Annotated in this window: 21 protein-coding genes and 1 pseudogene; 16 read left to right on the forward strand and 6 right to left on the reverse strand. The window is 58.9% G+C overall.

All coding sequences use genetic code 11. The annotated features are described in order from the left end of the window. The first annotated feature begins 33 nt into the window (after nt 1–33). Nucleotides 34–252, forward strand: coding sequence for a hypothetical protein (locus M6D32_RS02570; RefSeq protein WP_298253024.1), 219 nt, complete (start codon nt 34–36; stop codon nt 250–252). A gap of 348 nt (nt 253–600) precedes the next feature. Here M6D32_RS02570 and M6D32_RS02575 read toward each other — a convergent pair whose 3' ends face one another. From M6D32_RS02575 to sdhA, 3 genes are all read right to left on the reverse strand, one after another. Continuing rightward, entirely contained in the window at nt 601–759 is a 159-nt protein-coding gene (locus M6D32_RS02575; protein ID WP_298253026.1) for a hypothetical protein, read from the reverse strand. Nucleotides 760–1,924: 1,165 nt separating this feature from the next. Further along, nucleotides 1,925–3,400, reverse strand: coding sequence for an amidase (locus M6D32_RS02580; RefSeq protein WP_298253028.1), 1,476 nt, complete (start codon nt 3,398–3,400; stop codon nt 1,925–1,927). A gap of 209 nt (nt 3,401–3,609) precedes the next feature. Then, entirely contained in the window at nt 3,610–5,403 is a 1,794-nt protein-coding gene (gene sdhA, locus M6D32_RS02585) for a succinate dehydrogenase flavoprotein subunit (RefSeq protein ID WP_298253030.1), read from the reverse strand. Nucleotides 5,404–5,557: 154 nt separating this feature from the next. Between sdhA and M6D32_RS02590 the strand changes: the two genes are divergently transcribed. The 11 genes from M6D32_RS02590 (at nt 5,558) to M6D32_RS02640 (ending at nt 16,864) form a co-directional block, all read left to right on the forward strand. Next, a complete protein-coding gene (locus M6D32_RS02590) occupies nt 5,558–5,878 on the forward strand; it encodes a helix-turn-helix transcriptional regulator (RefSeq protein WP_298253032.1) in 321 nt (106 codons plus the stop codon). Next, the gene (gene hyfB / locus M6D32_RS02595) at nt 5,878–7,893 is read left to right on the forward strand and encodes a hydrogenase 4 subunit B (protein WP_298253034.1); all 2,016 of its coding nucleotides are present in this window, start codon (nt 5,878–5,880) and stop codon (nt 7,891–7,893) included. Before M6D32_RS02590 ends, hyfB begins: the two co-directional genes overlap by 1 nt. Next, nucleotides 7,884–8,840 carry an NADH-quinone oxidoreductase subunit H gene (locus tag M6D32_RS02600; RefSeq protein ID WP_298253036.1) on the forward strand — a complete coding sequence of 319 codons (957 nt, stop codon included), beginning with the start codon at nt 7,884–7,886 and terminating at the stop codon, nt 8,838–8,840. The genes hyfB and M6D32_RS02600 overlap by 10 nt, the downstream gene beginning before the upstream one ends. A gap of 5 nt (nt 8,841–8,845) precedes the next feature. After that, complete coding sequence (locus M6D32_RS02605; protein WP_298253264.1) at nt 8,846–9,508, forward strand: hydrogenase-4 component E; 663 nt, start codon at nt 8,846–8,848, stop codon at nt 9,506–9,508. Then, a complete protein-coding gene (locus M6D32_RS02610; RefSeq protein ID WP_298253038.1) occupies nt 9,505–10,956 on the forward strand; it encodes a hydrogenase 4 subunit F in 1,452 nt (483 codons plus the stop codon). Before M6D32_RS02605 ends, M6D32_RS02610 begins: the two co-directional genes overlap by 4 nt. Before the next feature lie 19 nt (nt 10,957–10,975). Next, entirely contained in the window at nt 10,976–12,487 is a 1,512-nt protein-coding gene (locus tag M6D32_RS02615) for an NADH-quinone oxidoreductase subunit C (RefSeq protein ID WP_298253040.1), read from the forward strand. 12 nt (nt 12,488–12,499) lie between these two features. After that, a complete protein-coding gene (locus M6D32_RS02620; protein ID WP_298253042.1) occupies nt 12,500–13,033 on the forward strand; it encodes an NADH-quinone oxidoreductase subunit B family protein in 534 nt (177 codons plus the stop codon). Nucleotides 13,034–13,176: 143 nt separating this feature from the next. Next, nucleotides 13,177–13,527, forward strand: coding sequence for a hypothetical protein (locus M6D32_RS02625; RefSeq protein ID WP_298253044.1), 351 nt, complete (start codon nt 13,177–13,179; stop codon nt 13,525–13,527). Between the two features lie 139 nt (nt 13,528–13,666). Then, nucleotides 13,667–14,419, forward strand: a complete 753-nt coding sequence (locus M6D32_RS02630; RefSeq protein WP_298253046.1) for a methyltransferase domain-containing protein — start codon at nt 13,667–13,669, stop codon at nt 14,417–14,419. Nucleotides 14,420–14,444: 25 nt separating this feature from the next. Further along, nucleotides 14,445–16,043: a phosphoenolpyruvate carboxykinase gene (locus M6D32_RS02635; protein ID WP_298253266.1), complete on the forward strand. Its 1,599-nt coding sequence runs from the start codon at nt 14,445–14,447 to the stop codon at nt 16,041–16,043. A 329-nt stretch (nt 16,044–16,372) separates the two neighbouring features. Further along, nucleotides 16,373–16,864, forward strand: coding sequence for a hypothetical protein (locus M6D32_RS02640; RefSeq protein ID WP_298253051.1), 492 nt, complete (start codon nt 16,373–16,375; stop codon nt 16,862–16,864). 113 nt (nt 16,865–16,977) lie between these two features. Here M6D32_RS02640 and M6D32_RS02645 read toward each other — a convergent pair whose 3' ends face one another. From M6D32_RS02645 to M6D32_RS02655, 3 genes are read right to left on the reverse strand one after another with little or no spacing between them, the layout of a single operon-like run. After that, entirely contained in the window at nt 16,978–17,376 is a 399-nt protein-coding gene (locus tag M6D32_RS02645; RefSeq protein WP_298253054.1) for a DUF983 domain-containing protein, read from the reverse strand. A 54-nt stretch (nt 17,377–17,430) separates the two neighbouring features. Beyond that, on the reverse strand, nt 17,431–18,306 hold the full coding sequence (locus M6D32_RS02650; protein WP_298253056.1) for an SMP-30/gluconolactonase/LRE family protein: 876 nt from the start codon (nt 18,304–18,306) through the stop codon (nt 17,431–17,433). A 42-nt stretch (nt 18,307–18,348) separates the two neighbouring features. Beyond that, the gene (locus M6D32_RS02655; RefSeq protein ID WP_298253058.1) at nt 18,349–18,669 is read right to left on the reverse strand and encodes a helix-turn-helix transcriptional regulator; all 321 of its coding nucleotides are present in this window, start codon (nt 18,667–18,669) and stop codon (nt 18,349–18,351) included. A 331-nt stretch (nt 18,670–19,000) separates the two neighbouring features. On the opposite strand from M6D32_RS02655, the gene M6D32_RS02660 reads away from it, so the two are divergent. The 4 genes and pseudogenes from M6D32_RS02660 to M6D32_RS02675 all read left to right on the forward strand — a co-directional run bounded on the left by M6D32_RS02660 (nt 19,001) and on the right by M6D32_RS02675 (nt 22,684). Then, nucleotides 19,001–19,318 carry a hypothetical protein gene (locus M6D32_RS02660; protein WP_298253060.1) on the forward strand — a complete coding sequence of 106 codons (318 nt, stop codon included), beginning with the start codon at nt 19,001–19,003 and terminating at the stop codon, nt 19,316–19,318. Between the two features lie 73 nt (nt 19,319–19,391). After that, a complete protein-coding gene (locus M6D32_RS02665; protein WP_298253062.1) occupies nt 19,392–20,165 on the forward strand; it encodes a class I SAM-dependent methyltransferase in 774 nt (257 codons plus the stop codon). Then, a complete protein-coding gene (locus M6D32_RS02670; RefSeq protein WP_298253064.1) occupies nt 20,165–21,355 on the forward strand; it encodes a beta-ketoacyl-ACP synthase in 1,191 nt (396 codons plus the stop codon). Before M6D32_RS02665 ends, M6D32_RS02670 begins: the two co-directional genes overlap by 1 nt. Before the next feature lie 56 nt (nt 21,356–21,411). Then, a pseudogene (locus tag M6D32_RS02675) lies at nt 21,412–22,684 on the forward strand (beta-ketoacyl-ACP synthase). The last annotated feature ends 176 nt before the right edge of the window (nt 22,685–22,860 follow it).

Below are 22,860 nucleotides of genomic sequence, written 5' to 3' on the forward strand. Positions count from 1 at the left end.
CAACTTGACCGTCCTGACGTCGCAAAGGGCGTCATGGCGACGCTTCATTTTGATGTCGCACGGCAGATCGAGCGTCGGGCAACCGTGGCGTGCATGCCGGTGACGGATTTTGTGGCAGGTGCGGTTCGTGAATTCCTCGAAAGTGCCGACGATGATCTGTGGTTTCAACTACTCACGATCATCCGGAAATCCAGCGATCCTGGGCTTTCCGCCGTGCAGACGATTTTGACGTGGGCCGTCACGGAGCGATAGTCGGAGCGTTCCAAAGAATGCATCGGTGAGGCCGGATTAGAGAAAGTTCCACTCTGTCGACCGAACCGGAGACAAAGCGTCCGCGTGAGAAACTTGGGCAGCTTACCGGTACGAAGAGATGCCCCGAATCCGCTCCGGCGGAGGGAATCATACGCAACCACCGACACGACGAACCGCTGTTTGTCCTTGGTATGGTGGCGTGAGTGCTTGGCACGTTGTCCGGAGGTTCGCTACGTCGCGAAAACCCACTTGGCGGGAAGCCCCTGTTTTGTTATTGGCGGGCAGTCTAGGATCGCTGGGAAGCATCTTTATGGCCTGCCGTAGCGTTGCTGCAGCGCGGAACCGAGCCTATTGGAGCTTGGTGGCGACAACCTGCCGGCCGCTGATCTTTGCATGGCAGTGACTGGGGATGCAGCCGGTCGGGATCGATGCGGCGGCGACTTGCTTCTTCGGCTGAAAACTGGTCGCAATCAGGGAAAGGAACCCGGCGATGCAGAGCGCGGTCACGGCGCAGATCCCGAAGGTGACACCGCCTCGGAATAGCACCTGCCCCAACGCCCGCATGGTCTTTCCCAACATAAGTGGCACGACATGCGCATACCGCGAAACACTTAACTGATTGAGATAGTCCTGGCAGAAAGACAGCGTGCAGCGTCGCTGCTCTCTCTCGCGCGGTTTTTTCCTCGCCGACCTGCGCGGCTCGCTAAGTCGCCGGAAGTACAGGCTGAAGATAATACGCCCGTTTTCAACAAACCTCTCAAAGCTTTTGACCCCGCGTGGCTCTAAGGCGGACGCGCTGCCTAGCAATTGAAGTCGCTTGTTAAGCTTGATGTCTGCGACGGAGGTTAATTTCGGAACGGCACACGCTGACGGCCGGTGTGCGCGGTCAATGATGAGCGGTGCTTTGTGCGACGCGTGAGTCAGGATGCGAAGGCATTGGCGCGCCCGCTATTGCCCAAACGCCAAGTGCGATTGCCGCAGCGGTCGCCAAGTAAGCTAGCGATTGCTTCATCGTCTGGTTTCCGTCCCGCGCTGGAAGGTTAACAACTCAGCCGCGCGCGCAACAGTTGAACTATTGGCGAACATCACGCCGAAGAGTTCCACACGCCGCGACGTAGGCAGCCATTCATAGGAAGGGGCTCCGTAGCGGAGCTGTGCTCCATCCTTCGCGCCAAGGCGTAGGGGCATCGATCTTCCAGAATCGAGAGGCTTGAACCGAACAAGAGCGCTGATGAGGTGTTTTGGGGCGAGCCCGTCGAGGGCGTTTTGGAGTTCACGCCGCTTCGGTATCGAATATCGCACGGACGGCTGCAATAATCTGACTAGCGTCGATACGTGCCGATAGGGCTGGCTCAGTTGGCGGCCTCTCTCATTTCGAATGTCACCCGTACCGAAGAAATCTAACTGGTCATGTCGGTTGCTAGGGCTAGTGTCGAACAAACAACTAAGCCGCTATCGTCGCGCAGTTAATTGTGACAAGCTGGCTGATCAAAGTACTCGGTGGCAAACATGGTCAAGAAAGCGTGGCTCCCTCCGGTGTTTTTTTGCAGGCCTGCCGCTCCAAAAAAAACAAAACGGCCCCGGATGTTCGACAGACCGGGCCCTGGGGAAGGGGAAAAGTGTGCCGGTGTCAACAACGTCTGCATAGCAGAAAAACGAGCGAGATCGTCGTTCAGCCGTTCGTCACGCGCACCTTCGGCTTCCGTCCCGCGTTCCATTTGCCGTTGATCGCCCGCTCGATCTGGGCTGCGAATTGCAGCAGCAGCCCATCATTGGCCTGCCTGGCGATCGCCTGGATGCCGAGCGGCAGCCCATTTTCATGTTCGGCAAGCGGCAGCGAGATCGCTGGGACACCGCAGAGGTTGGCGAGCGGTGTAAAGGCGAAGTTGCGCCATAGATTGCCGAACCAATCCAGTACCGACGGATTGTCTGATATCGTCAGGAATTCCTTCGTGCCGACTTTCGGGGTTGGCAGCGCGGTGACCGGCGTCAGGATGATATCCCATTCCTCGAAAAACGCCCCGAAGCCGCGCGAGGTAGTGTTGAAGACCGCCTGCATGCGCGCCCGCTCGGCAAAGCTCGTGTGCCGGCCGGCTTCCCAGATCCTGATATTGACGGGTTCGACGAGATCCGAAGGCGGCCTCTCCAGCCCGCGCGCCGCGAGCATATTGTCGATCACGATTGCGAAATTGCTTATGTAGCACGTGGTCTGGGCGTCAAAGGCCGCGCGACAATCGATCGCGGGAAACGCATAGTCCACATAATGGCCGAGACCTTCGAGGAAGCGCCCAACTCTCGTGAGTTCTGCCGCAATGTGCAGCGTCGCACGATAGTCGCCGCACTGTGGTGAGAGCGCGATTCTGAGCTGTCGCGGATCGCGGTTGATGGTCTCGGTGTAGGGATCGGCGGACGTCCAGAACGGCATGAATTCACCGGGCGCTGGGCCTCGGCAATGATCGACGAAGGCCGCGGTATCGCGCACTGAACGCGATTGGCAGCCTTGTATCGATACGAGCCCAGTCAGATCCGACAGATGCGGCGCGAGTGAGAACACGCCGCGCGAGACCTTCAGGCCGATGTTGCCGTTGACACCGGCCGGAATGCGGATCGAGCCTCCGCCGTCGGTCGCATGGGCGATCGGCACGACGCCGGCGGCGACCATGGCCGCGCTGCCAGCCGATGAACCGCAAGTGGTGTAGTCCGTATTCCAGGGGTTGCGCGTGACGTAGACGGCAGGATTGTCGGCCGAACTGCAAACGCCGAACTCCGGCGTCGTCGTCCGCCCAATCAGGTTCAGTCCCGCCTGGCGCATCTTCGTCGTCAGGAACGCATCGGCGGTCGCGCGATTGCCGCGCATCAAGAGCGAGCCCATTTCCTGTAGGCGCCCCTTCATCGTCGGGCCCAGATCCTTCATCAGGAAGGGTAGGCCGGCGAACGGTCCTGCGAGATTCGCACCGTCCGCGCCGGGATCGGAGATTGCATCCTCAAACACCTCGACGACGCCCGACAGGCTTGGGTTGACCTTCGCAATGCCCGTGGCAGCCTGGCGCGCCAGTTCAGCTGCCGTCAGTTCGCCATTTTTGACGTGCTCAGCCAGCGCTACACCGTCGTGCTGCTCCCATTCGTCCCAGCTCATCGACGAAGTCATGCAATTCATTTCCTTCGGTGCGACGACACCTTAGTTTCGCGACAGGCCGGGCGCTCAAAGGCGATAGCGCCACGATTGTAGAAGGCATGGCCTCAGGCCGGCACGATGCTCAACCGAGCTTCCTAACCATCGGTGCCAAGGTTCGTCGGTCTCGACCGGTCTTGTCAATTCGTTGATCGAGTCTCCAAGCTCAAACACGGCTAGGCGATTCAGTACACGCGGGCCGTCGGCTCGATATATTGAATGTCCTTGCTCAAGGTGAAGGTATGGACGGGCCGATAGTCCAAGCGGACATCTCCATTTTGATCCACCCAGGCGAGCGTGTGCTTCATCCAATTTTGGTCATCGCGCCTGGAGAAATCCTCGCGCGCGTGAGCCCCGCGGCTCTCGGTGCGGGCGATGGCCGAATCCACCAGAGCTGTCGCCTGAAGAAGGAGATTTTCGAATTCAAGGGTTTCGACCAAATCGGAATTCCAGATCATCGATCTGTCCGACACGGCGATGTCGGACAGGCCGTTCCAGACTTCGCGCAAAGCTCCTTGGCCCTCCTGTAAGATGTTTCCAGTCCGGAACACCGTTGCGTAAGTTTGCATCGCGCGCTGCATCCGGAGCCGGAGAGCGGGGGTGGGCGTTCCGCCCTTCGCGTTGCGCAGCTTATCGAACCTGACCAACGTCGCTTCTCCGGCATCGGGTGGCAGCTTGGGCTGCGCAGCTTTGCCGATCAATGTTTCGGCGCAGCGCAGCGCGGCGGCTCGACCGAAGACGACGATATCGAGAAGTGAGTTGCAGCCAAGCCTGTTAGCTCCATGCACAGAAACGCAGGCGGCTTCCCCGACAGCCATCAAGCCGGGCACAATCGCGTCAGGATTGCTGTCGGAAGGCTGGACCGCCTCTCCGTGATAGTTCGTGGGGATGCCGCCCATGCAGTAGTGGGCGGTCGGTAGCACAGGGATCGGTTGTCGCGTGACGTCCACGCCGGAGAAAACGCGCGCCGATTCAGATATGCCCGGCAGCCGTTCATGCAGCATCACCGGGTCCAGGTGATCAAGATGCAGGTAGATGTGATCTTTTTTCGGACCGACGCCGCGCCCTTCGCGGATTTCCATCGTCATGGCCCGAGAGACGACGTCGCGTGACGCGAGATCCCGGGCGGAAGGAGCGTAGCGTTCCATGAAGCGTTCGCCCTCGGAATTCACGAGAAAGCCGCCTTCTCCGCGCGCACCTTCCGTGATCAGGCAGCCTGCCCCATAGATTCCGGTCGGATGAAACTGCATGAACTCCATGTCCTGCAATGGCAGGCCGGCGCGCAAGACCAAACCGCCTCCGTCGCCGGTGCAGGTGTGCGCAGACGTGCAGGAAAAATAGATTCTGCCGTAACCACCAGTCGCCAGGATGACGGTCTGTGCACGGAAGCGATGCAGCGTTCCATCCATCAGCGACCAGGCAATGACGCCGCGGCACTCGCCCTCCACCATCATGAGGTCGAGGACAAAATATTCGACGAAGAACTCGGCACCGACGCGCAGGGCTTGCCCATAAAGCGTGTGAATCAAGGCGTGTCCCGTTCGATCCGCCGCAGCGCATGCGCGGGGGACCGGATTTTTGCCGAAGTCACTCATGTGACCACCGAACGGCCTCTGATAGATTTTTCCATCATCAGTACGGGAGAAGGGCATCCCCGCATGTTCCAGTTCGATGACGGTGGGGACGGCCTGCCGGCACATATATTCGATGGCATCTTGGTCGCCGAGCCAGTCGGACCCTTTGACCGTGTCGTACATATGCCATTGCCAACTGTCTTCGCCGATGTTGCCGAGACTGGCTGCAATGCCGCCCTGGGCTGCGACCGTATGGCTGCGTGTCGGAAACACCTTCGTGATGCAGGCAGTCGTTAAACCAGCTTCGACGGCGCCCTGGGTGGCCCGCAAACCGGCACCGCCCGCGCCGACGACGACCACATCAAACGTATGGTCGATGAATTCGTAAGCGCGTGTCGAACTCACGTTGTCCCTCGACGCCTCGGATTGGATGCCGACAATTCATCGCGATACTTAGATTAGATGTTTTAGATATCACTTATTGACAATATAACATGATTAATTAGGATGCAAGGATGATGTTTAGTAGTCGTTCGAATCTGGGTGGTGGGGCAATCCGATGATCACAGCAGCTCAATTGCGGGCGGCCAGGGTGCTCCTCGGCCTCGATCAGCGCCGACTCGCAGAACTGTCCGGGCTTTCTGTGCCAACGATCCAGCGTATGGAGGCGAGTGAGGCCATGGTTCGGGGCAATGTCGATTCGCTCGTGAAGTTGATTGCTGCTCTCGCCGCCGCCGGCATTGAATTGATAGACGAAGGGGCTGTCAGTAGCGCCGAGGGACGCGGGGTGCGGCTGAAACACAATTCCGGATCGGCAAAAATCTATTTGAACAATCGGATAGAAAACCAAGCATCAAGCGGAACGAAGGCACGCACGTAATGCCGGCTATCGTTTTGCAAATGCTTTGTGTCGCTGGATTGCTTGGATCGGCAGTTCTGGCGATTGTTCTGAGCCGCTCAAAGATCGCCACGCCCATCATCTATAGCGCGACGTTGGCCGCGTCTGCGATTGCGTTAATTGCGTCCATCCACTGGTTGCTCGGCGATACGGCGAACGCCACCGATCTGACCTTCCCGATCGGACTGCCATGGCTTGGCGCCCATTTCCGACTCGACGCGCTGGCCTCGTTTTTCCTTGTTGTCGTCAATCTCGGGGGAGCCACAGCAAGCCTTTATGGTCTCGGCTACGGTCATCACGAGGAGGCGCCGCAGCGCGTGCTGCCCTTCTTCCCCGCTTTCCTAGCAGGAATGAATCTCGTGGTGCTAGCGGATGATGCGTTTTCCTATCTACTGTGCTGGGAATTCATGTCGCTGGTCTCTTGGGCGCTGGTGATGGCGCACCACCGTGAAGCGGGCAACGCAAAGGCTGGCTACGTCTACCTGGTGATGGCGAGTTTCGGCACGCTCGCACTCCTGCTGGCCTTCGGCCTGCTGGCGGGACCGGCTGGCGATTACGGATTTGCAGCCATTCGCACGGCTCAACATACGCCCTACGTGGCTACGTTGGTGTTGATCCTGATGTTGCTCGGAGCCGGTTCAAAGGCCGGCCTGGTGCCGTTGCATGTCTGGCTGCCGCTCGCTCATCCAGCTGCTCCGAGCCACGTCTCGGCGCTGATGAGCGGCGTCATGACCAAGGTCGCGATCTACGGCTTCATTCGCGTCGTGTTCGATCTGCTGGGACAGCCGTTATGGCCGGCAAGCGTAGTCGTCCTCATCCTTGGCGGTATCACCGCCGTCATGGGGATTTTGTACGCCATGATGGAAAATGACCTCAAACGCCTGCTCGCTTACAGTACGATCGAAAATGTCGGCGTTATCTTCGCGAGCCTCGGCCTTGCATTGGCTTTCCAGGCCAACGGGCTGAAACTACTGGCAGCGCTCGCCTTCACCGCGGCGTTGTTTCATGTTCTCAATCACTCCTTCTTCAAGAGCCTGCTTTTCTTCGGCGCCGGCGCCGTCCTGACTGCGACCGGCGAGCGGGACATGGACAAACTGGGCGGCCTCATTCACCGCATGCCTTTTACAAGTTTCGCCGTTCTCATGGGTTGTGTCGCGATCTCTGCGCTTCCACCCTTCAACGGCTTCGTCTCGGAATGGCTCATGTTTCAGGCCGTGCTGCACAGTCCGGAGTTGCCGCAATGGGCGTTGAAGGTCACCGTGCCTGCGGTCGGCGCTCTATTGGCCTTGGCTGCTGCGTTGGCAGCGGCGTGTTTCGTCAAGGCATACGGCGTGACCTTTCTCGGGCGGCCGCGCGGCGTGGCGGCAGAAACCGCAGAGGAAGTCGACCGCTACTCGCTTTCGGCAATGTTCGTCCTCGCCGCGCTTTGCTTGCTGGCCGGAATTCTGCCTGGGCTGGTCATCGACGCGCTTTCGCCGATCACGCTCCAGATCCTCGGTGGCCGCATGCCGATTCAGATCAACGAGCCCTGGCTTTCAATCGCGCCGATTGCTGAGAGTCGCAGTTCATACAATGGATTGCTTGTGATGGTGTTCATTACGATTTCCGCCTCATCGGCCGTCGTCTTTATTCATCGCTTTGCCTCTCGTGCGTTACGGCGGGGTCCGGCCTGGGGCTGCGGCTTTTCCGATCCGACACCCGCGGCTCAATATTCGGGCGGAAGCTTCGCTCAGCCTATTCGCCGCGTTTTCGGTACGCTCGTGTTCCACGCCCGCGATCATGTCGAGATGCCGACCCCCGGAGATATCAGGCCGGCGCGCCTGCGAATCGAATTGCACGATCTGATCTGGGAGGGAATGTATCAGCCGATCGCAGGTGCAGTCGGCCTCTCCTCCGCATGGCTTAACCGCCTGCAGTTCCTAACCATCCGGCGGTATCTCAGCCTGGTTTTTGCGACCCTCGTCGCGCTCCTTCTGGTCCTCGCGATATGGTCTTGATATCGGACATTCTTGTGCAAGGCGGGCAGATGCTTCTGGTGTTGCTGCTGGCGCCGCTGCTGACCGGCTTTGTGCGCAAGATGAAGGCCCGCCTGGTGCGTCGCCAGGGAGCGTCGGTCTTTCAACCGTATCGCGATCTCCTGCGATTGCTCCGCAAGGAAGTGGTACTGGCGGACAACGCCTCCTGGCTGTTCCGCGTGACGCCCTATGTGACCTTTGCCGCGATCTGGGTTGCCGCCGCCCTGGTGCCGACGTTCGCCACCGGCCTCCTCTTCAACTGGACTGCGGATCTGATTGCCATCGTGGCGCTGCTCGGAAGTGCACGCTTTTTTCTAGCGCTTGCCGGAATGGACGTCGGCACCAGTTTTGGCGGCATCGGCTCGAGCCGCGAAGTCATGATCGCCGCTCTCGCGGAGCCGGCGATGCTCCTGTTTGTATTTTGCATAGCGCTGGTTGCCGGCTCGACCCAACTTTCGACGGTCGCAAATTTCATGGCCTCGTCCTATGTCGGCTTACGGGTGTCGCTGGGAATGGCGATGATCGCGCTCATCATGGTGGCACTCGCGGAGAACGCGCGAATTCCGGTCGACAATCCGGCCACGCACCTGGAGCTCACCATGGTGCATGAAGCGATGGTTCTCGAATATTCCGGTCGCCACCTCGCAATGATCGAATTCGGCGTTTTCCTAAAACTATTGCTCTATATCTCGCTGATCGCGTGCGTGTTCCTACCCTGGAAGATAGCAGTCTTCGGTGCCGGCCCATTGTCCTACGCCATCGGCGCCGTCGCCTACCTCGTCAAGCTCGCGGCTGCGGGCTTTTTCCTTGCACTGTTCGAGACCGCCACGGCGAAAATGCGGGTCTTTCGCGTTCCGCAATTTCTCGGTGCGGCTCTCATGCTGGGTCTGCTCGGCACCCTCCTGCTGTTCGTATCAAAGAGCTTCTGATGCAGATGCACAGCCTCGACTTCGATATCTCGCATACGCTCGCAGGCGGGCTCGTCCTGATCAGCTTCATGATGCTGTACCAGGACCGGCTTTATTCGCTGCTCAACGTCTTTGCGCTCCATGCCGTAGTGCTCGCGCTTTCCGTCGCCTGGCAAGCCTATGTCCAGAACGCGCCCCATCTCTACATCACGGCAGCAATCGCCCTCATCTTCAAGGCGATCGTCATTCCGGTGGCGCTGCATCGCATCATCAAGCAGCTTGGCATTCATCGCGACATCGAGTCGGCCGTCGGTATCGGGCCAACCATGCTGGCCGGGATGGCACTGGTCGCCCTCTCCATGGTCCTGATGCTGAGGGTGACCGCCGATGCCGACCCGCTGGCGCGCGAGGACCTCGCCTTCGCCCTGTCGGTTGTGCTGCTCGGACTTTTGGTCATGGTAACGCGCCGCAATGCCGTCAGTCAGGTCGTGGGATTCATGTCGCTCGAGAACGGACTAGTGCTGGCAGCTACCGGCGCTAAAGGAATGCCGCTCGTCGTTGAGATCAGTGTCGCCTTCTCGATCCTGATCGCGTTCATCGTCATCGGCATCTTCCTGTTCCGAATCCGCGAACGCTTCGACTCCGTGGACGTGTCCGCACTCGACGATTTCCGGGGCGAACGGCGATGAACGTGCCTTCCTTCGATCCAGTGGCGGCTGTCCTGCTAATTCCGATCGGCTCGGCAGCGTTGCTGGCCATACTGCCAGGTTACCGGCTGACGGCGCGGCTAAATGTTGTAGCTAGTCTCGCGACATTCCTGTCGGCGCTCTCATTGTTCGTGGTCGAACGTCCGCTGCCGGGGCCGTATGTGCTGGTCGACGACTTGAACATCGTCTTCATCGTGCTCAACACCTTCGTGGGCTTCACGACCAGCATCTTCAGCGCAAGCTATATCGCGCACGAACTCGAGACCGGGCGGTTGACCCCGGTGTACCTGCGTTTCTACCACGCCATGTATCAGACCATGATGTTCGGCATGAACCTCGCCTTCGTGTCGAACAATATCGGCTTGATGTGGGTCGCGCTGGAAATCGCTACCCTGACCACGGTGCTGATGGTCGGGATCTATCGGACGCACGCCGCCCTCGAAGCTGCGTGGAAATATTTCATTCTGGGCAGTGTCGGCATCGCATTCGCCCTGTTTGGCACGATCCTGGTCTACATGGCGGCGCGCCCGGTCGTAGGCGAAGGGCAGGACGGCATGGTCTGGACGCTTCTGATCCAACATGCCGCGAATTTCGATCCTGCGCTTCTCAACGTCGCTTTCATATTCCTTCTGCTCGGCTACGGCACCAAGGTCGGTCTCGCGCCGCTGCACGCATGGCTGCCCGATGCCCACGCCGAAGGTCCGACGCCGATATCGGCGGTGCTGTCGGGGCTGCTGCTGAATGTCGCGCTCTATGCGCTATTGCGCTTCAAGATATTGTTGGCCGCCAATCCGGCAGCGATTGCGCCCGGCCCCCTGATGGTGACGATCGGCCTCGTGTCCTTGGTTTTTGCAGCGTTCATGCTCTACCGCCGGCGCGACATCAAACGGCTGTTCGCCTATTCCTCGATCGAGCACATGGGCATCATCGTGTTCGCGTTCGGCATGGGCGGCCCGCTCGCCAATTTTGCCGGGCTGTTGCACATGGTGATGCACAGCTTGACCAAATCGGCGATTTTCTATGCGGTCGGCCATATTTCGCAGATCAAGAGCACGCAGCGGATCTCCAGGATCCGGGGCTTGACGGTGACCCATCCGGCGCTGGGCTGGGGTCTGGTGATGGGCGTCGTCGCGATCTCCGGCTTGCCGCCGCTCGGCATCTTCATGAGCGAATTTCTCGTCGTCAGCTCCACCTTCGCCCGGGCTCCCTTGCTTGCTATCGTGCTGGTGTTCGGGCTTCTGCTTGCCTTTGGCGCATTGACCTTGCGCATGACCAGCGTCGCATTCGGTGAGCCTCGCGGCAGCACCAAGTCAGCCGAGGCTTCCTATGTGCCGATGTTTGCCCATCTCTCGCTGGTTCTGGTTGCGGGAATCTATCTTCCCGCGCCGCTCGTCGTCTGGTTCCAGCATGTGGCTCGCCTTTTGGGATAGTTGGGGGAATTAGCCGGATATGCCATCGCTAATCGACGTCATGCTTGAGGGCCGTCAGGTCCAGCAACACAGGCCGTGGCCGCGAGCTACAGTCGATGCTTCGGTTTGGACATTTGCGGCAAGCGAGCTGGCACAGGGACGCTGGAGCCTACTCGGCCTCTGGGGAGAACCCTCCACGGTGCACATGGCGATCATGGACGGATATGCGGCAGATATCGTTGTTGTCAGCCTGGATTGTCCCGACTGCGTTTACCCGTCAGTCGGCAAGCACCACCCGCCGGCGCTTCGATTGGAGCGCACCATCAACGATCTGTTTGGATTGTCGGCGGAAGGCTTGCCCGACACTCGCCCGTGGCTTGATCACAATCGTTGGGGCGTCCGCTTCCCCTTGGGCAACCGTATCAACGCATTGCCGAAGGCGCCGCCGTATCGCTTCCTGCCGGCGGAAGGCGGCGGCCTGCACCAGGTCGCGGTCGGTCCGGTGCATGCGGGAACGATCGAGCCTGGGCATTTCCGGTTTGCGGCAAGCGGAGAGACCGTGGTCCGCTTGGAAGAGCGGCTCGGATATACCCACAAGGGTATCGAGGGGCTCATGATTGGCGCCAGCGTCGAAAGTGCTGCCCAACTCGCCGGACGCGTGTCAGGCGACAGCACCGTCGCCTATGCTTTTGCCTTTTCGCGGGCGGCCGAAGCGGCCTTACAGCTTGTCGTGCCGGATCGCGGAATCTGGCTGCGTGCTCTCCTTGCGGAGCTTGAGCGGCTCGCCAATCATCTCGGCGACGTCGGGGCGATCTGCAACGATGCCTCTTTCGCGTTGATGCACGCGCACTGCAGCGTGTTGCGCGAGAGCGTGCTGCGTGCATCCAATACGGCATTCGGTCATCGCTTGATGCGGGATATTATCGTGCCCGGTGGGGTGACCCACGACCTCAGCGACGAAGGCAAAGAAATTATCCAGATGGCACTGGATAATGTCCGCCTCCGCTTTCCGGCTTTGGTCGAACTCTATGACAACACAGCATCGCTCCAGGATCGCACCGTCGATACCGGTGTGCTCAACCCCGCATTGGCCAAACAATATGCCGCGGGCGGCTACGTCGGCCGCGCCTCCGGCCGATCCTTCGACGCGCGCCGGACCCTTGCCTATCCGCCGTATGATGACTTGCGCTTTGAGGTACCCGTCCTGAATGAGGGTGATGTCAATGCGCGCATCTGGATCCGAGTGCGTGAAGTTGAGCAGAGCCTCTCCCTGATCGACCAGATACTGGACCGGATTCCCGAAGGCCCACCGCGGGCAAGGGCGGGCCAACTTCGTGAGCCGCGGGAAGGCATGGCGATCGTCGAGGGATTTCGCGGCGACATTCTGGTTTGGCTCCGCTTGCGGGATGGCCGGGTCGAACGATGCCATCTGCGCGACCCGTCGTGGTTTCAATGGCCGCTTCTAGAGGCAGCGATCGAGGGTAATATCGTTGCGGATTTTCCGCTCTGCAACAAGTCGTTCAATTGCTCCTACTCGGGTCACGATCTCTAAGGACGGCACAAGATGCGCAAGCTGCTTTTGGAAAGTCTGTTTCGCCGGCCCTTCACAGAACAGGCACCGTCGCCGCACGACATCGCGGTAACCGAACTCGCCACGGCCGTCGGTCGCGCGGTCCGGCGGCGTCTCGGCCGAAGCCTCTCAATACGCGAGGTCGACGCAGGCTCCTGCAACGGATGCGAACTTGAAATCCACGCGCTTAACAACGCCTACTACGATGTCGAGCGCTTCGGCCTCCGGTTCGTTGCGTCGCCGCGTCATGCTGATGTGTTGATGGTGACCGGACCGGTGACGAAGAACATGCGCGAGGCGTTGGAGCGCACCTATCATGCGATCCCCAACCCGAAATGGGTCGTCGCCGTGGGAGATTGCGCCCGGGATGGCGGCTGTTTTGCCGGCAGCTATGCAGTGGTAGGAGGGGTCTCGCAGGTAATTCCCGTCGATCTTCATATTCCCGGCTGTCCTCCGCCGCCCACCATGATCTTGCAGGGCCTTCTCGCCCTGCTCGATCGAGCGGCCAAAAACGCCAGCTCCATTTGAGGCTCTGGGGACGCCTTCGGCTCTTCCAAGCCGGCTTGATCGCTGGGTGCGTTCAAACCGGAGTAGTCCTTGCGGTGACGCCGTTGGTAATCCTTTTCGCACAATATCGGGACGATGATTCCAGCACGTCTAGTCGCGATCCAATGCTGTCAGTGGTCTCGTTGCTGCCATTGATCTATCTGGTGCTCGCAGCGGGGGTGGCTCTGACAAAGCACCGCTACGTTACGTTGACGAGCACGCGAATCCGCCACGCATCGCGGCTGATGTCGACCTCCGAGCCTGATCGAACAGCCAGTACGCTCGCCGTCTGTCTCTTTTTTGCTTCCATCGGGTGCGCATCGCTTGCCCTGCAGCCGCCTCCCGCCATCCTGGCTTCGATGAACTGGCATCTCGGCTCCCACGCGGCTGCACCCATATTGTGGTCGGCAGTATTGAGCGTCTGCGTGGCCAGTTTCGGAGCAAACGCGCATGCCGCCGTCGACGCCACGCACTGATCCTGAGGGTGGCGCTTAATCTCGGAACTAAGCGGTTCGTCGCCTCGGAGATGCGGCTAGACTAAAACATGATCGTTAGGCATACATCTATGGAAGATCGCTACTGATGTTCAATACATCACATCTAACGAGAGTAGCATTGAAGATCATCGGCAAATACAAAGGCAGGCTGGGTGAGATCGCGATCTGGGAAAGCGAACAGACGGGCGACCGCTTCTATCGCGAAGGCGAAATTTTCCAGAGCCAAAGCTCGGCGTCCGGGGAGAGTCGATTCCCATACGTAAAGATAATGGAAGCGTTTTTAAGCGACGCCAACAGTGTCCTGCTCCTCGGATGTGGCGGAGGTAACCTCGCGACGATGCTGGCACGCCAAGGCAAGAGCGTAACCGTCGTCGACCACAACCCAGTCAGCTTCGACCTCGCCAAGCGCTTCTTCGGATTGCCAAAGGAAATTCTCTGCATAGTCGCGGATTTTAGGGAATATCTCTTGGCCGAGACACGTATTTTCGACGGTATGGCGATCGACGTCGGCGGACCCGGATTTTGCTTCGAGGAGCAGTTCGATCCGGCAACCTGTCAGTCGATCACGGCACGGCTGAAACCCAGCGGGCGCGCAATCCTGAACATGCTTGTCGCGACCGATTTCGACGCGGCGCCTGACATGATCGGTGGCGATCTTTCCGATGGTCACATGACTTCTTGGATATTCGACCATCCGGGTCGTCTAAACCGAAATGTCCTCATCGCCTGCCTGCCGAGGCTGCGCCGGGCCGCTAACCGGCGTTGCATGGCGAAATTTTCCAAGACCGTCGGCTGTGGTTGGGCGTTGCGGCGCCCGCGTCAGCCTTCGCATGGCAATAAACCCGTCGTCGTCGACACTTGCACGTCCTAACCCGCCGCGCCCAGGGAGAAACGAAATGTTGGAACAAGGCACACGCAACCCGGATTTCGGGGCAGACAAATTCGGATTCAGAGATCTCAGACGGGTGAACTGGAATTTCCTCGAACCCGAACTGTACGAATGCGCCCTCAAGGACGGCGAAGCGCAGGTCACGTCCGGCGGTGCGCTCTGCGCCGAAACCGGCGTGCACACCGGCCGCAGTCCAAAAGACAAATATATCGTCTGTGATGACCAGACGGAGCAGACCGTTTGGTGGGCAAACAACGGCAAAATGACCCCCGCGCAATTTGCGCGATTGTATCAGGACTTCATTGTTCACTCCGCCGGCAAGACCTTGTATGCTCAGGATCTATACGCCGGCGCTGATCCGGAATTCGGAATGCGTACGCGCGTCTTCACGGCGCTTGCATGGCATTCGCTTTTCATCCGTACTCTGTTGCTCAGACCCAACCGCAGCGAACTCTCGACATTCCTGCCGGAACTCACGATCTACTGCTGCCCGACCTTCAAGGCGGATCCCAAGCGCCACGGCGTGCGCAGCGATACGGTGATTGCGATCGATTTTTCGCGAAAGATCGTCTTGATCGGGGGAACTTCGTACGCAGGCGAGATCAAGAAGGCTGTGTTTACGACGTTGAATTACTTTCTTCCCGCTCAAAACGTCATGCCGATGCATTGTTCTGCAAATGTCGGCCCGCAGGACGACGCGGCCATCTTCTTCGGTTTGTCTGGAACGGGGAAAACAACTCTGTCTGCCGATCCGGGGCGCACGCTGATCGGCGACGACGAGCACGGTTGGGGCTCCAAGGGCATCTTCAATTTCGAGGGCGGTTGCTACGCGAAAGCCATTAAGCTCAGTGCTGAAGCCGAGCCGGCCATATATGCGACCACCCAGCGTTTCGGAACGGTGCTGGAGAACGTCGCCTTCGACCCGATCACGCGGATCTGCGATTTCGACGATAGCTCGAAAACGGAGAATACGCGCGCTGCGTATCCGATGCATTTCATTCCCAACGCTTCAAAGACCGGGCGCGCTGGGCACCCGAAAAATCTCGTCATGCTGACCGCGGACGCCTTCGGCGTAATGCCGCCCATTGCCAAGCTGACAGCGGCGGAAGCCATGTTTCATTTCCTGTCGGGGTACACCGCCAAGGTTGCCGGAACGGAGAAGGGCGTGGTCGAACCCGAAGCCACCTTCTCGACCTGTTTTGGTGCCCCGTTCATGCCCCGGCCGCCCGCGGTCTACGGCGATCTGTTGCGCTCGCTCATTGCAAAGCACAACGTCAACTGCTGGCTGGTAAATACCGGTTGGACCGGGGGAAAATACGGGGTCGGACAACGGATGCCCATCAAGGTGACCCGTACTCTCCTGACGGCCGCACTCGATGGCACGCTCAACGACGGCGAATTCTACATCGATAAGCATTTCGGCTTTCAGGTACCCGCATCGGTCAAGGGCGTCGACAGCCGCATCTTGACGCCCCGGGAGACATGGAGCGACAAGGAGGCCTACGACGCCGCTGCGGCCAAGCTTGTGCAGATGTTTCAGGACAATTTTGCAAAGTTCAAGAGCGTCGTCCAGGCGGACATCGGGGCAGCCGCAATGTCCGCCTAGGTTCGATGGTAGGACCGTGGACATTGGATGCCGAGACGGTTTTCGGCAGGCCCTCGGAGTGAGCATAACGGTCTTGCCGCTGATGGCGTTGATGTTGGCTATGCTGCCGAAAAAAGGGGCGTTCATCGCAGCAATCTGAGCGACGAAGGCTCCGGATTTCGAATGATGCGCCTGAAAGCATAAAACTCGTCGGATCGTGGTTCGAGGGGAGGATTGTCGAGCAGCGTATTCGCTGCTTCTGCATTTGCTGCCTGTCTCTCAAAAATCTCGCTTGAGCGTTTTGACAGCGGGTCCCAGCTGAAACAAGCAAGCTTTAAGGTCTGCTCGACATGGCCGATGACATGGACGGCAAGCAAAGGAGTGTCTTAGGTTCTTTTCCGCTTCTGGCTGCGGCCAATCTCTTGTTTTTCTGCCTCGAATTCATATTGGCCATCGAAGCTCGATCCGCGTCGTTGTTTGCGGACAGTATCGCCTTTCTCGAAGCAGCGAGTGTGAGCGTTCTGTTGTCGTCCGGACGCAACGGGAGCACGCCGGGCCGGGAGGCATTTGTGCGATTCTCCAGGACGATCATCCTCATTCCGACCTGCTTTCTGTCTTGGATGATCGCGGCGAACTATTACGGCGCGGCGATCCCGTCCGCGACGCCGCTGGCCGCAACCGGCGCGGCACTCCTGCTGACCAACATCGCCTGTCTTGTCTTGCTAAGGCACGGCAGGTTCCCGCATCTGGCCGAGTCGCTCTCCGACGTTCGCAATCATGCGATCATGAACACGGTCATCGTTCTGGCCGCGTTTTTGACCTGGGCATCAGGAACCATGTGACCGGATCTGCTCGCCGCCCTTGGTATTCTATATGTGAACGAGAGTGCGGCCGAGCATATATGGCTTGCCGCGCGTGAGTTGCCGCCGGCCGACGCATGATCTGCAAAGGCGGCTTATTCCTTGGCTCGCGGAACAAGTTTTCCCTGCGATGCCTTGTGATGGTACTGCAACGCGATCAAAAGACTTTTCAGGCCTCGTAAGGGCCATAGCGTGACTATCAGGATCAACGGAATCCACAGTGCCGCGTGGACCCAGTACGGCGGTTGATATCTGACCTCCGTTACCAGGGCGGCTCCTACGACAATAGCGCCAGCGATCATGATGACGAATACAGCAGGCCCGTCGCCGGCGTCGGCAAAGCTGAAATCTAGGCCGCACACGTCGCACCTGGATCTCAGGGTCAAGAACCCCTCAAACAGCTTTCCCTTGCCGCAACGCGGACATCGACACAGAAGGCCAGCGATATATGGCGATGGCGCTTTTTTTGAGATATTCTTGTCCGAGAGTTCCATCTTTAGCTTTCTGCGCTTCGATTGTGTGGCGACCGACCAAGCCAACTCGAAACGCTAGTGCGAGCCAATTTCCGCCAACCGTATCGAACTCACGGCTCCCGGTACGTCGACCGTCATTATCTCGACGCGGGCCGTCTGCTCGCGGTTGGGATAGTCGTCAAGATTGGCGGCTACCGTCAGACAGAAAAGCGTCCGACCGTCTTGTCCGCCCAACTGACACGCGACCGCATGACGACCGGGTACGTGAACCCGATGTGTGACGCGCCCGCCCTGTTGCACACGCACAAAAAGCGGCTGTCGGGCAGCCGCTGCCCAGACGGCGCCTTCGGAGTCCGCACAGATGCCGAGCGGGCTCATTCCCTCGAAGTTTGCGAAGACCTTTCGATGCCGCAATGTTCCGTCGCTGTCGATCTCGAATGCGAGAAGCCGGTTGCCGAGCGTTTCCGCAACCAGCAGGTCATGCGAACTTGTGATTGCCAACCCGTTCGGATGCGCGACGTTGTCGGCAACCGATCGAATGTTGCCATCCGGGGTTGCCAGAAGAACGCGAGCCGACGCGAAGCAGTCGGGTCCGGAAGTGTCCGCGTCGAATGAAGTCACATAGGCGCTTCCATCGCGAGCGACGGCCAATTCCCGTAGATATCCCGATGCGACGTCGGCCATGTCGGCATGGATCGCCGGCTTCTCGGCACTGAATTTCAGGATCAGCCGTTGGGTCATCGAGGCGACCAATAAATCCCCGTCAGGCAAAAAGCCCAAACCGAACGGTCGACCCGGTACGTCGGCAACGATCATAACCTTGCCGTCCAGATCGATGCGGAAGACCTTTCCAGCGCGCACGTCGGATACCCATAGGGCACCCAAATGCCATCTAGGCGCCTTAAGACGCCAGAATCCGCTTGCAAGAACATTTGTCTTCAGCGTTTTCATCACCTTCGATCGGGAAATCCATCGTCCCGAAAACCCTTGTATTCATCGAGCTCGTTCCAGGGTCCGCGACGACGAAGGCTTAGTTTGCTTTATATTCTTCATCTTTGGTTTCGTGACGTGTTCCTTGAGCCGGACGCCTCGACCGCCAGCCAAGCTCTGACCATCCGGATTGATCAACTCGATTCCCGCATTCTCCAGAGCCGAAACCAGCTTCATCAGGGAATCGACATTGCCGCGGATGACGCCGTCGCTTGCTTCCATGCGTTGAATGGTCGGGACTGAAAGGTCGGCCAGTTCAGCTGTTTGCCGTTGATCGATATTCAGGAGCGCGCGGGCAGCCCTGAGTTGATTAGCGGAAATCATGAATCGGCAAGCTCCAATGCGACACGCACAAATACATCTACACCATATGAACTATGGTATCAAGCATCAACTTAAATGCACAAGATATCATCGATGCACTGCCGTCGAGATAATGGTGCACCGGAATCCTCTATGTAGGGAATGAAAAATGAAGTATCAAACATCAGTACAGCAATGCTAAAATTATGAAACCAACGACTAGCATGCATTTTCCACTTTTAGCCTTAGCTTTTTCATATTATGTTTGGCGGCGTTCGGTCTTAGCGCTGCGCTGCGCACGGTAAGGGCCTTTAACGCCACATCTACTCTGCGGCCCGTGAGGAGCTGCCTAATGGGCGTGTCAAGTGTTCTCATAATTGGGGAAGCAATCGCTGGCGCCATTGGCGGAATAATCATCGGAAGAAGCCTGAACGGCTCTAGTTTCGGCAACCCCGTTAATTCCATCATTGGACTCGTGGGCGGAGTCACGGTTGGCTATCTGCTGCACAACACCTTGCCGGATCTTGCGAACGCAATCACCAAAGGCTCGTTGGGCGGCATCCTGGGCAGCATCATCGGCGCATTCATCGGCGGGGCAATTCTGATAACCGTTTGCGCGCTGGTGAAAGACAATGTCCCTGGCGTCCGCGACGACCGACCGAGGCGTTGAGCCTCTAGTGATCGGCGGTATCGGCGCTCCTGTTGTCGGGGCAAATCCTCTCCGCGAAACTCACGGATGAAGCATGTTTTCTAGTCTCAACTGGATGTTGGAGTATTCGACCTTGAAACTTTTGGGGCGTTATCAAGGAAGGAACGGACAGATCGATATCGTCGAGTGTTCTTGGGACGGTACACGCGTATATTTCGAAGAGGGGATAAGACAGAGCCAGGCGACGCCAGACGGCGAAAGCGTATTTACCTACGTTAAGCTCATGGACGAGCTCCTGTCTCGCTCCGACCAAGTCCTTGTCCTGGGCTGTGGTGGCGGGAATCTTGCGACACGGCTGTCGCGTCTCGGCAAGAGACTGACCATAGTCGACATTAATCCGATCAGTTTCGTGCTCGCGCAAAGGTATTTCGATCTGCCGGATGAACTGACTTGCATCGTCTCTGATTTTCGAAAATTCGTGTTCGATGACCGCGCATACTACGACGGCATTGCGATCGACGTCGGTGGACCGGGATTCCGTTTCACGGAGGAGTTTGATGCGGTAACCTGCGACGCTATCCGCGCCCGTTTGGCACCGGGCGGCCGGATCGTAATGAATGTGATGGTGGCAAACGACATTGATCCGACCCCTGACCGGATTGCGGCCAGACTCGCCGGTGAGGATATGCGGACGTGGATCATCGACGAACAAGGGATCGAGGATCGCAACGCCGTCATCACATGCATGCCCGAAAGGACGTTGCGTTCCCGGGCGGCACTTGATCGCGTGATGCGCCATAGCCACGAACGGTGGGCGATCCGCCGCGGAAGATCGCGAAGCCGGGATCTCGCCGTTGGATTGCGCTAATGGTGCGGCTTCCGGCAGATCGACGCGAGACGTGGGTAACCGGCATCGGGCTCGTCTCCTCGCTGGGGGACGGGTTGGAAGGAAATTGGGACGCTCTCCGCAGTGGCCGTGTAAACATCGACCTGGAGAGATATGCACCGTGGATGATCCACCCATTGGTGCCGCTTAACCTGGACAGCCAGATTCCGAAAAAGGGCGACCAGCGTCAGATGGAAGCATGGCAGCGCATCGGCGCCTACGCAGCCGGCCTTGCCCTGGATTCGGCCGGCATCAAGCACGACAAGGAAATCCTGGCTCGGACCGACATGATCGTCGCTGCGGGCGGCGGTGAGCGCGATCTCGATGTCGACGCCGCGATTTTGACCGCGCGTGCGGACGGAAGGTCGGGGGCTCTCAATGAGCGGCTGATGAACGGCCTGCGCCCGACCCTGTTCCTCGCGCAGCTATCCAATATGCTCGCCGGCAACATATCGATCGTCCATGGCGTGTCCGGATCGTCACGGACCTTTATGGGCGAGGAAGCCGCCGGCGTGGACGCCGTTCGGATTGCGTGGGTGAAGATCGCCTCCGGCCAGAGCGAGATTGTTTTGGTCGGCGCCGCGCACAACGGCGAGCGCAAGGAAATGCTGATGCTCTACGAATGTGGCGGCTTCAATCTCAAGAAGGACTTCGCATCGGTCTGGTCGCGCAACGGCGGTGGCTTTGCTTTGGGGTCGGGTGGCGTGTTCCTGGTGCTTGAGTCGAGACCTCATGCGGAGCGCCGAGGCGCCAAGCCGTTTGCACGGCTCGTCAACGTCGTTTCCGGTCATTCCTCCAGAACTGCGCCGGGCGGAGTTGAAAGAGCGCTGGGAGGTCTCTGGGAATCGCTAGGGGTCACCGAGAATACAACCGCGATCTACACTGCAGCGACAGGCGCTGCGGTTGCCACCAGGGAAGAGGCTGCCTTTCTGTCGGCACACGGCGATATCCCCGTCCGGGCAGTCGGCACGTCCTTCGGACATCTCAGTGAAGCGCAATTCCCGTTAACATTGGCTCTTGCTTCGTTGAGCCTATCCAGCGGTGCGTTGGTCCCTCCAAACGATACATCCGGTCGAGAGACCGAGATCGACGCGATACCGGCCCAGATAGTGGCCGTCGGCGTCGGTCATTGGCGCGGCGAAGGAATGGCGCTCGTAGAGGCTGTCTCATGACGACGCTCCTTGAAACCGGCTCGGCATCCACAAAGCTGCGTAACGCGAAGACGACAATGCGTGACGGCCACAATCGTCCTGTCGTCGTCGTTACCGGCATGGGCGTGATCACGTCGCTTGGTGAGGGCAAAACTGAGAATTGGACGAAAATTACCGCCGGAGAGTCTGGAATAAGCGCGATCCGGCGCTTCTCCACCCACGGACTAAAGACGCGCATCGCCGGCACCATCGACTTCGTTGAGGTGAAGCCGTTCTCCTCGACAACGCTGGCCGAGCGTCTGGCAGATATCGTCATCGAAGAGGCTGTCGGCCAATCGGGAATTGGACGAAAGGGCGATTTTCCAGGCCCGTTGTTTCTCGGTCTGGCGCCGGTCGAAGTCGAGTGGCCGCAGCGCGAAGAAATCGCACGGGCCTCCGGCGAAGCGGGCTCGATGGATTACGACATCCTGCTGCGAACCAGCGGCGGCGGCCGTTTCACGCAGGTCCACGCCCGCTATCTGTTCGGCTCGGTTGCGGACCATCTCTGCGCGACCTTCGGCACAAAGGGATCGCCCATCTCGGTGTCAACGGCCTGCGCGTCAGGCGCAACAGCGATCCAGCTCGGCGTCGAGGCAATTCAGCGCGGAGGAACCGATGCTGCCCTATGCGTAGCGACCGACGGTTCCGTCAATGCAGAGGCTATGGTGCGATTTTCCCTCCTGTCGGCTCTTTCTACTCACAACGACGACCCGCGCAGCGCATCGAAGCCCTTTTCGAAGAACCGGCAAGGTTTCGTGATGGCTGAAGGTGCCGGCGCGCTTGTGCTGGAGAGCCTGGACGCCGCGCAATCGCGCGGCGCGAAGATCTTGGGCGTGATCGCCGGCTGCGGCGAATTGGCGGACACTTTCCATCGTACCCGTCCCAAACCGGACGGGGTTCCTATCGCCGATTGCCTCCGCAACGCTCTCGCCGATGCAAGCATGACCTTCGATCAGATCGACTACATTAACGCGCACGGAACCAGCACGCCCAGAGAACGACAAGATGGAATATCTTGGCACCGCCGCTGTGTTTGGCGATCATGCTCGCAAGATTCCGGTCTCATCCAACAAATCAATGATCGGGCACACCCTCTCTGCCGCCGGCATCATCGAAGCGGTATTCACCTTTCTTACACTTGAGTACCAACGCATCCCGCCTACCATCAACTACGATATTCCGGATCCGGCAATCCCGTTTGACGTCGTGCCGCACAAGGCAAGAGACGCCCGCGTCGCAACAGCAATGTCGAATTCGTTCGGCTTCGGAGGCCAAAATGTATCGCTCATCATGCGACGTGAACCGGGGTAGACATCAGGGAGACAAACATTGAGCGTCCGATGTCACACATTCAGCTGTAGGGGCTCGAAGGATGCTGATGGAGTTTGAGAAACTTGGCAGCGTATTGCGCGCCTAAGATCGAGCGAGGTTATCCACGGCAATTCCGACAATTGAAAAAGGCTACGCCGAGCATTGCGTGAAGTTAG

The organism is Bradyrhizobium sp. (genome assembly GCF_027307225.1).
Taxonomy (GTDB): domain Bacteria; phylum Pseudomonadota; class Alphaproteobacteria; order Rhizobiales; family Xanthobacteraceae; genus Bradyrhizobium.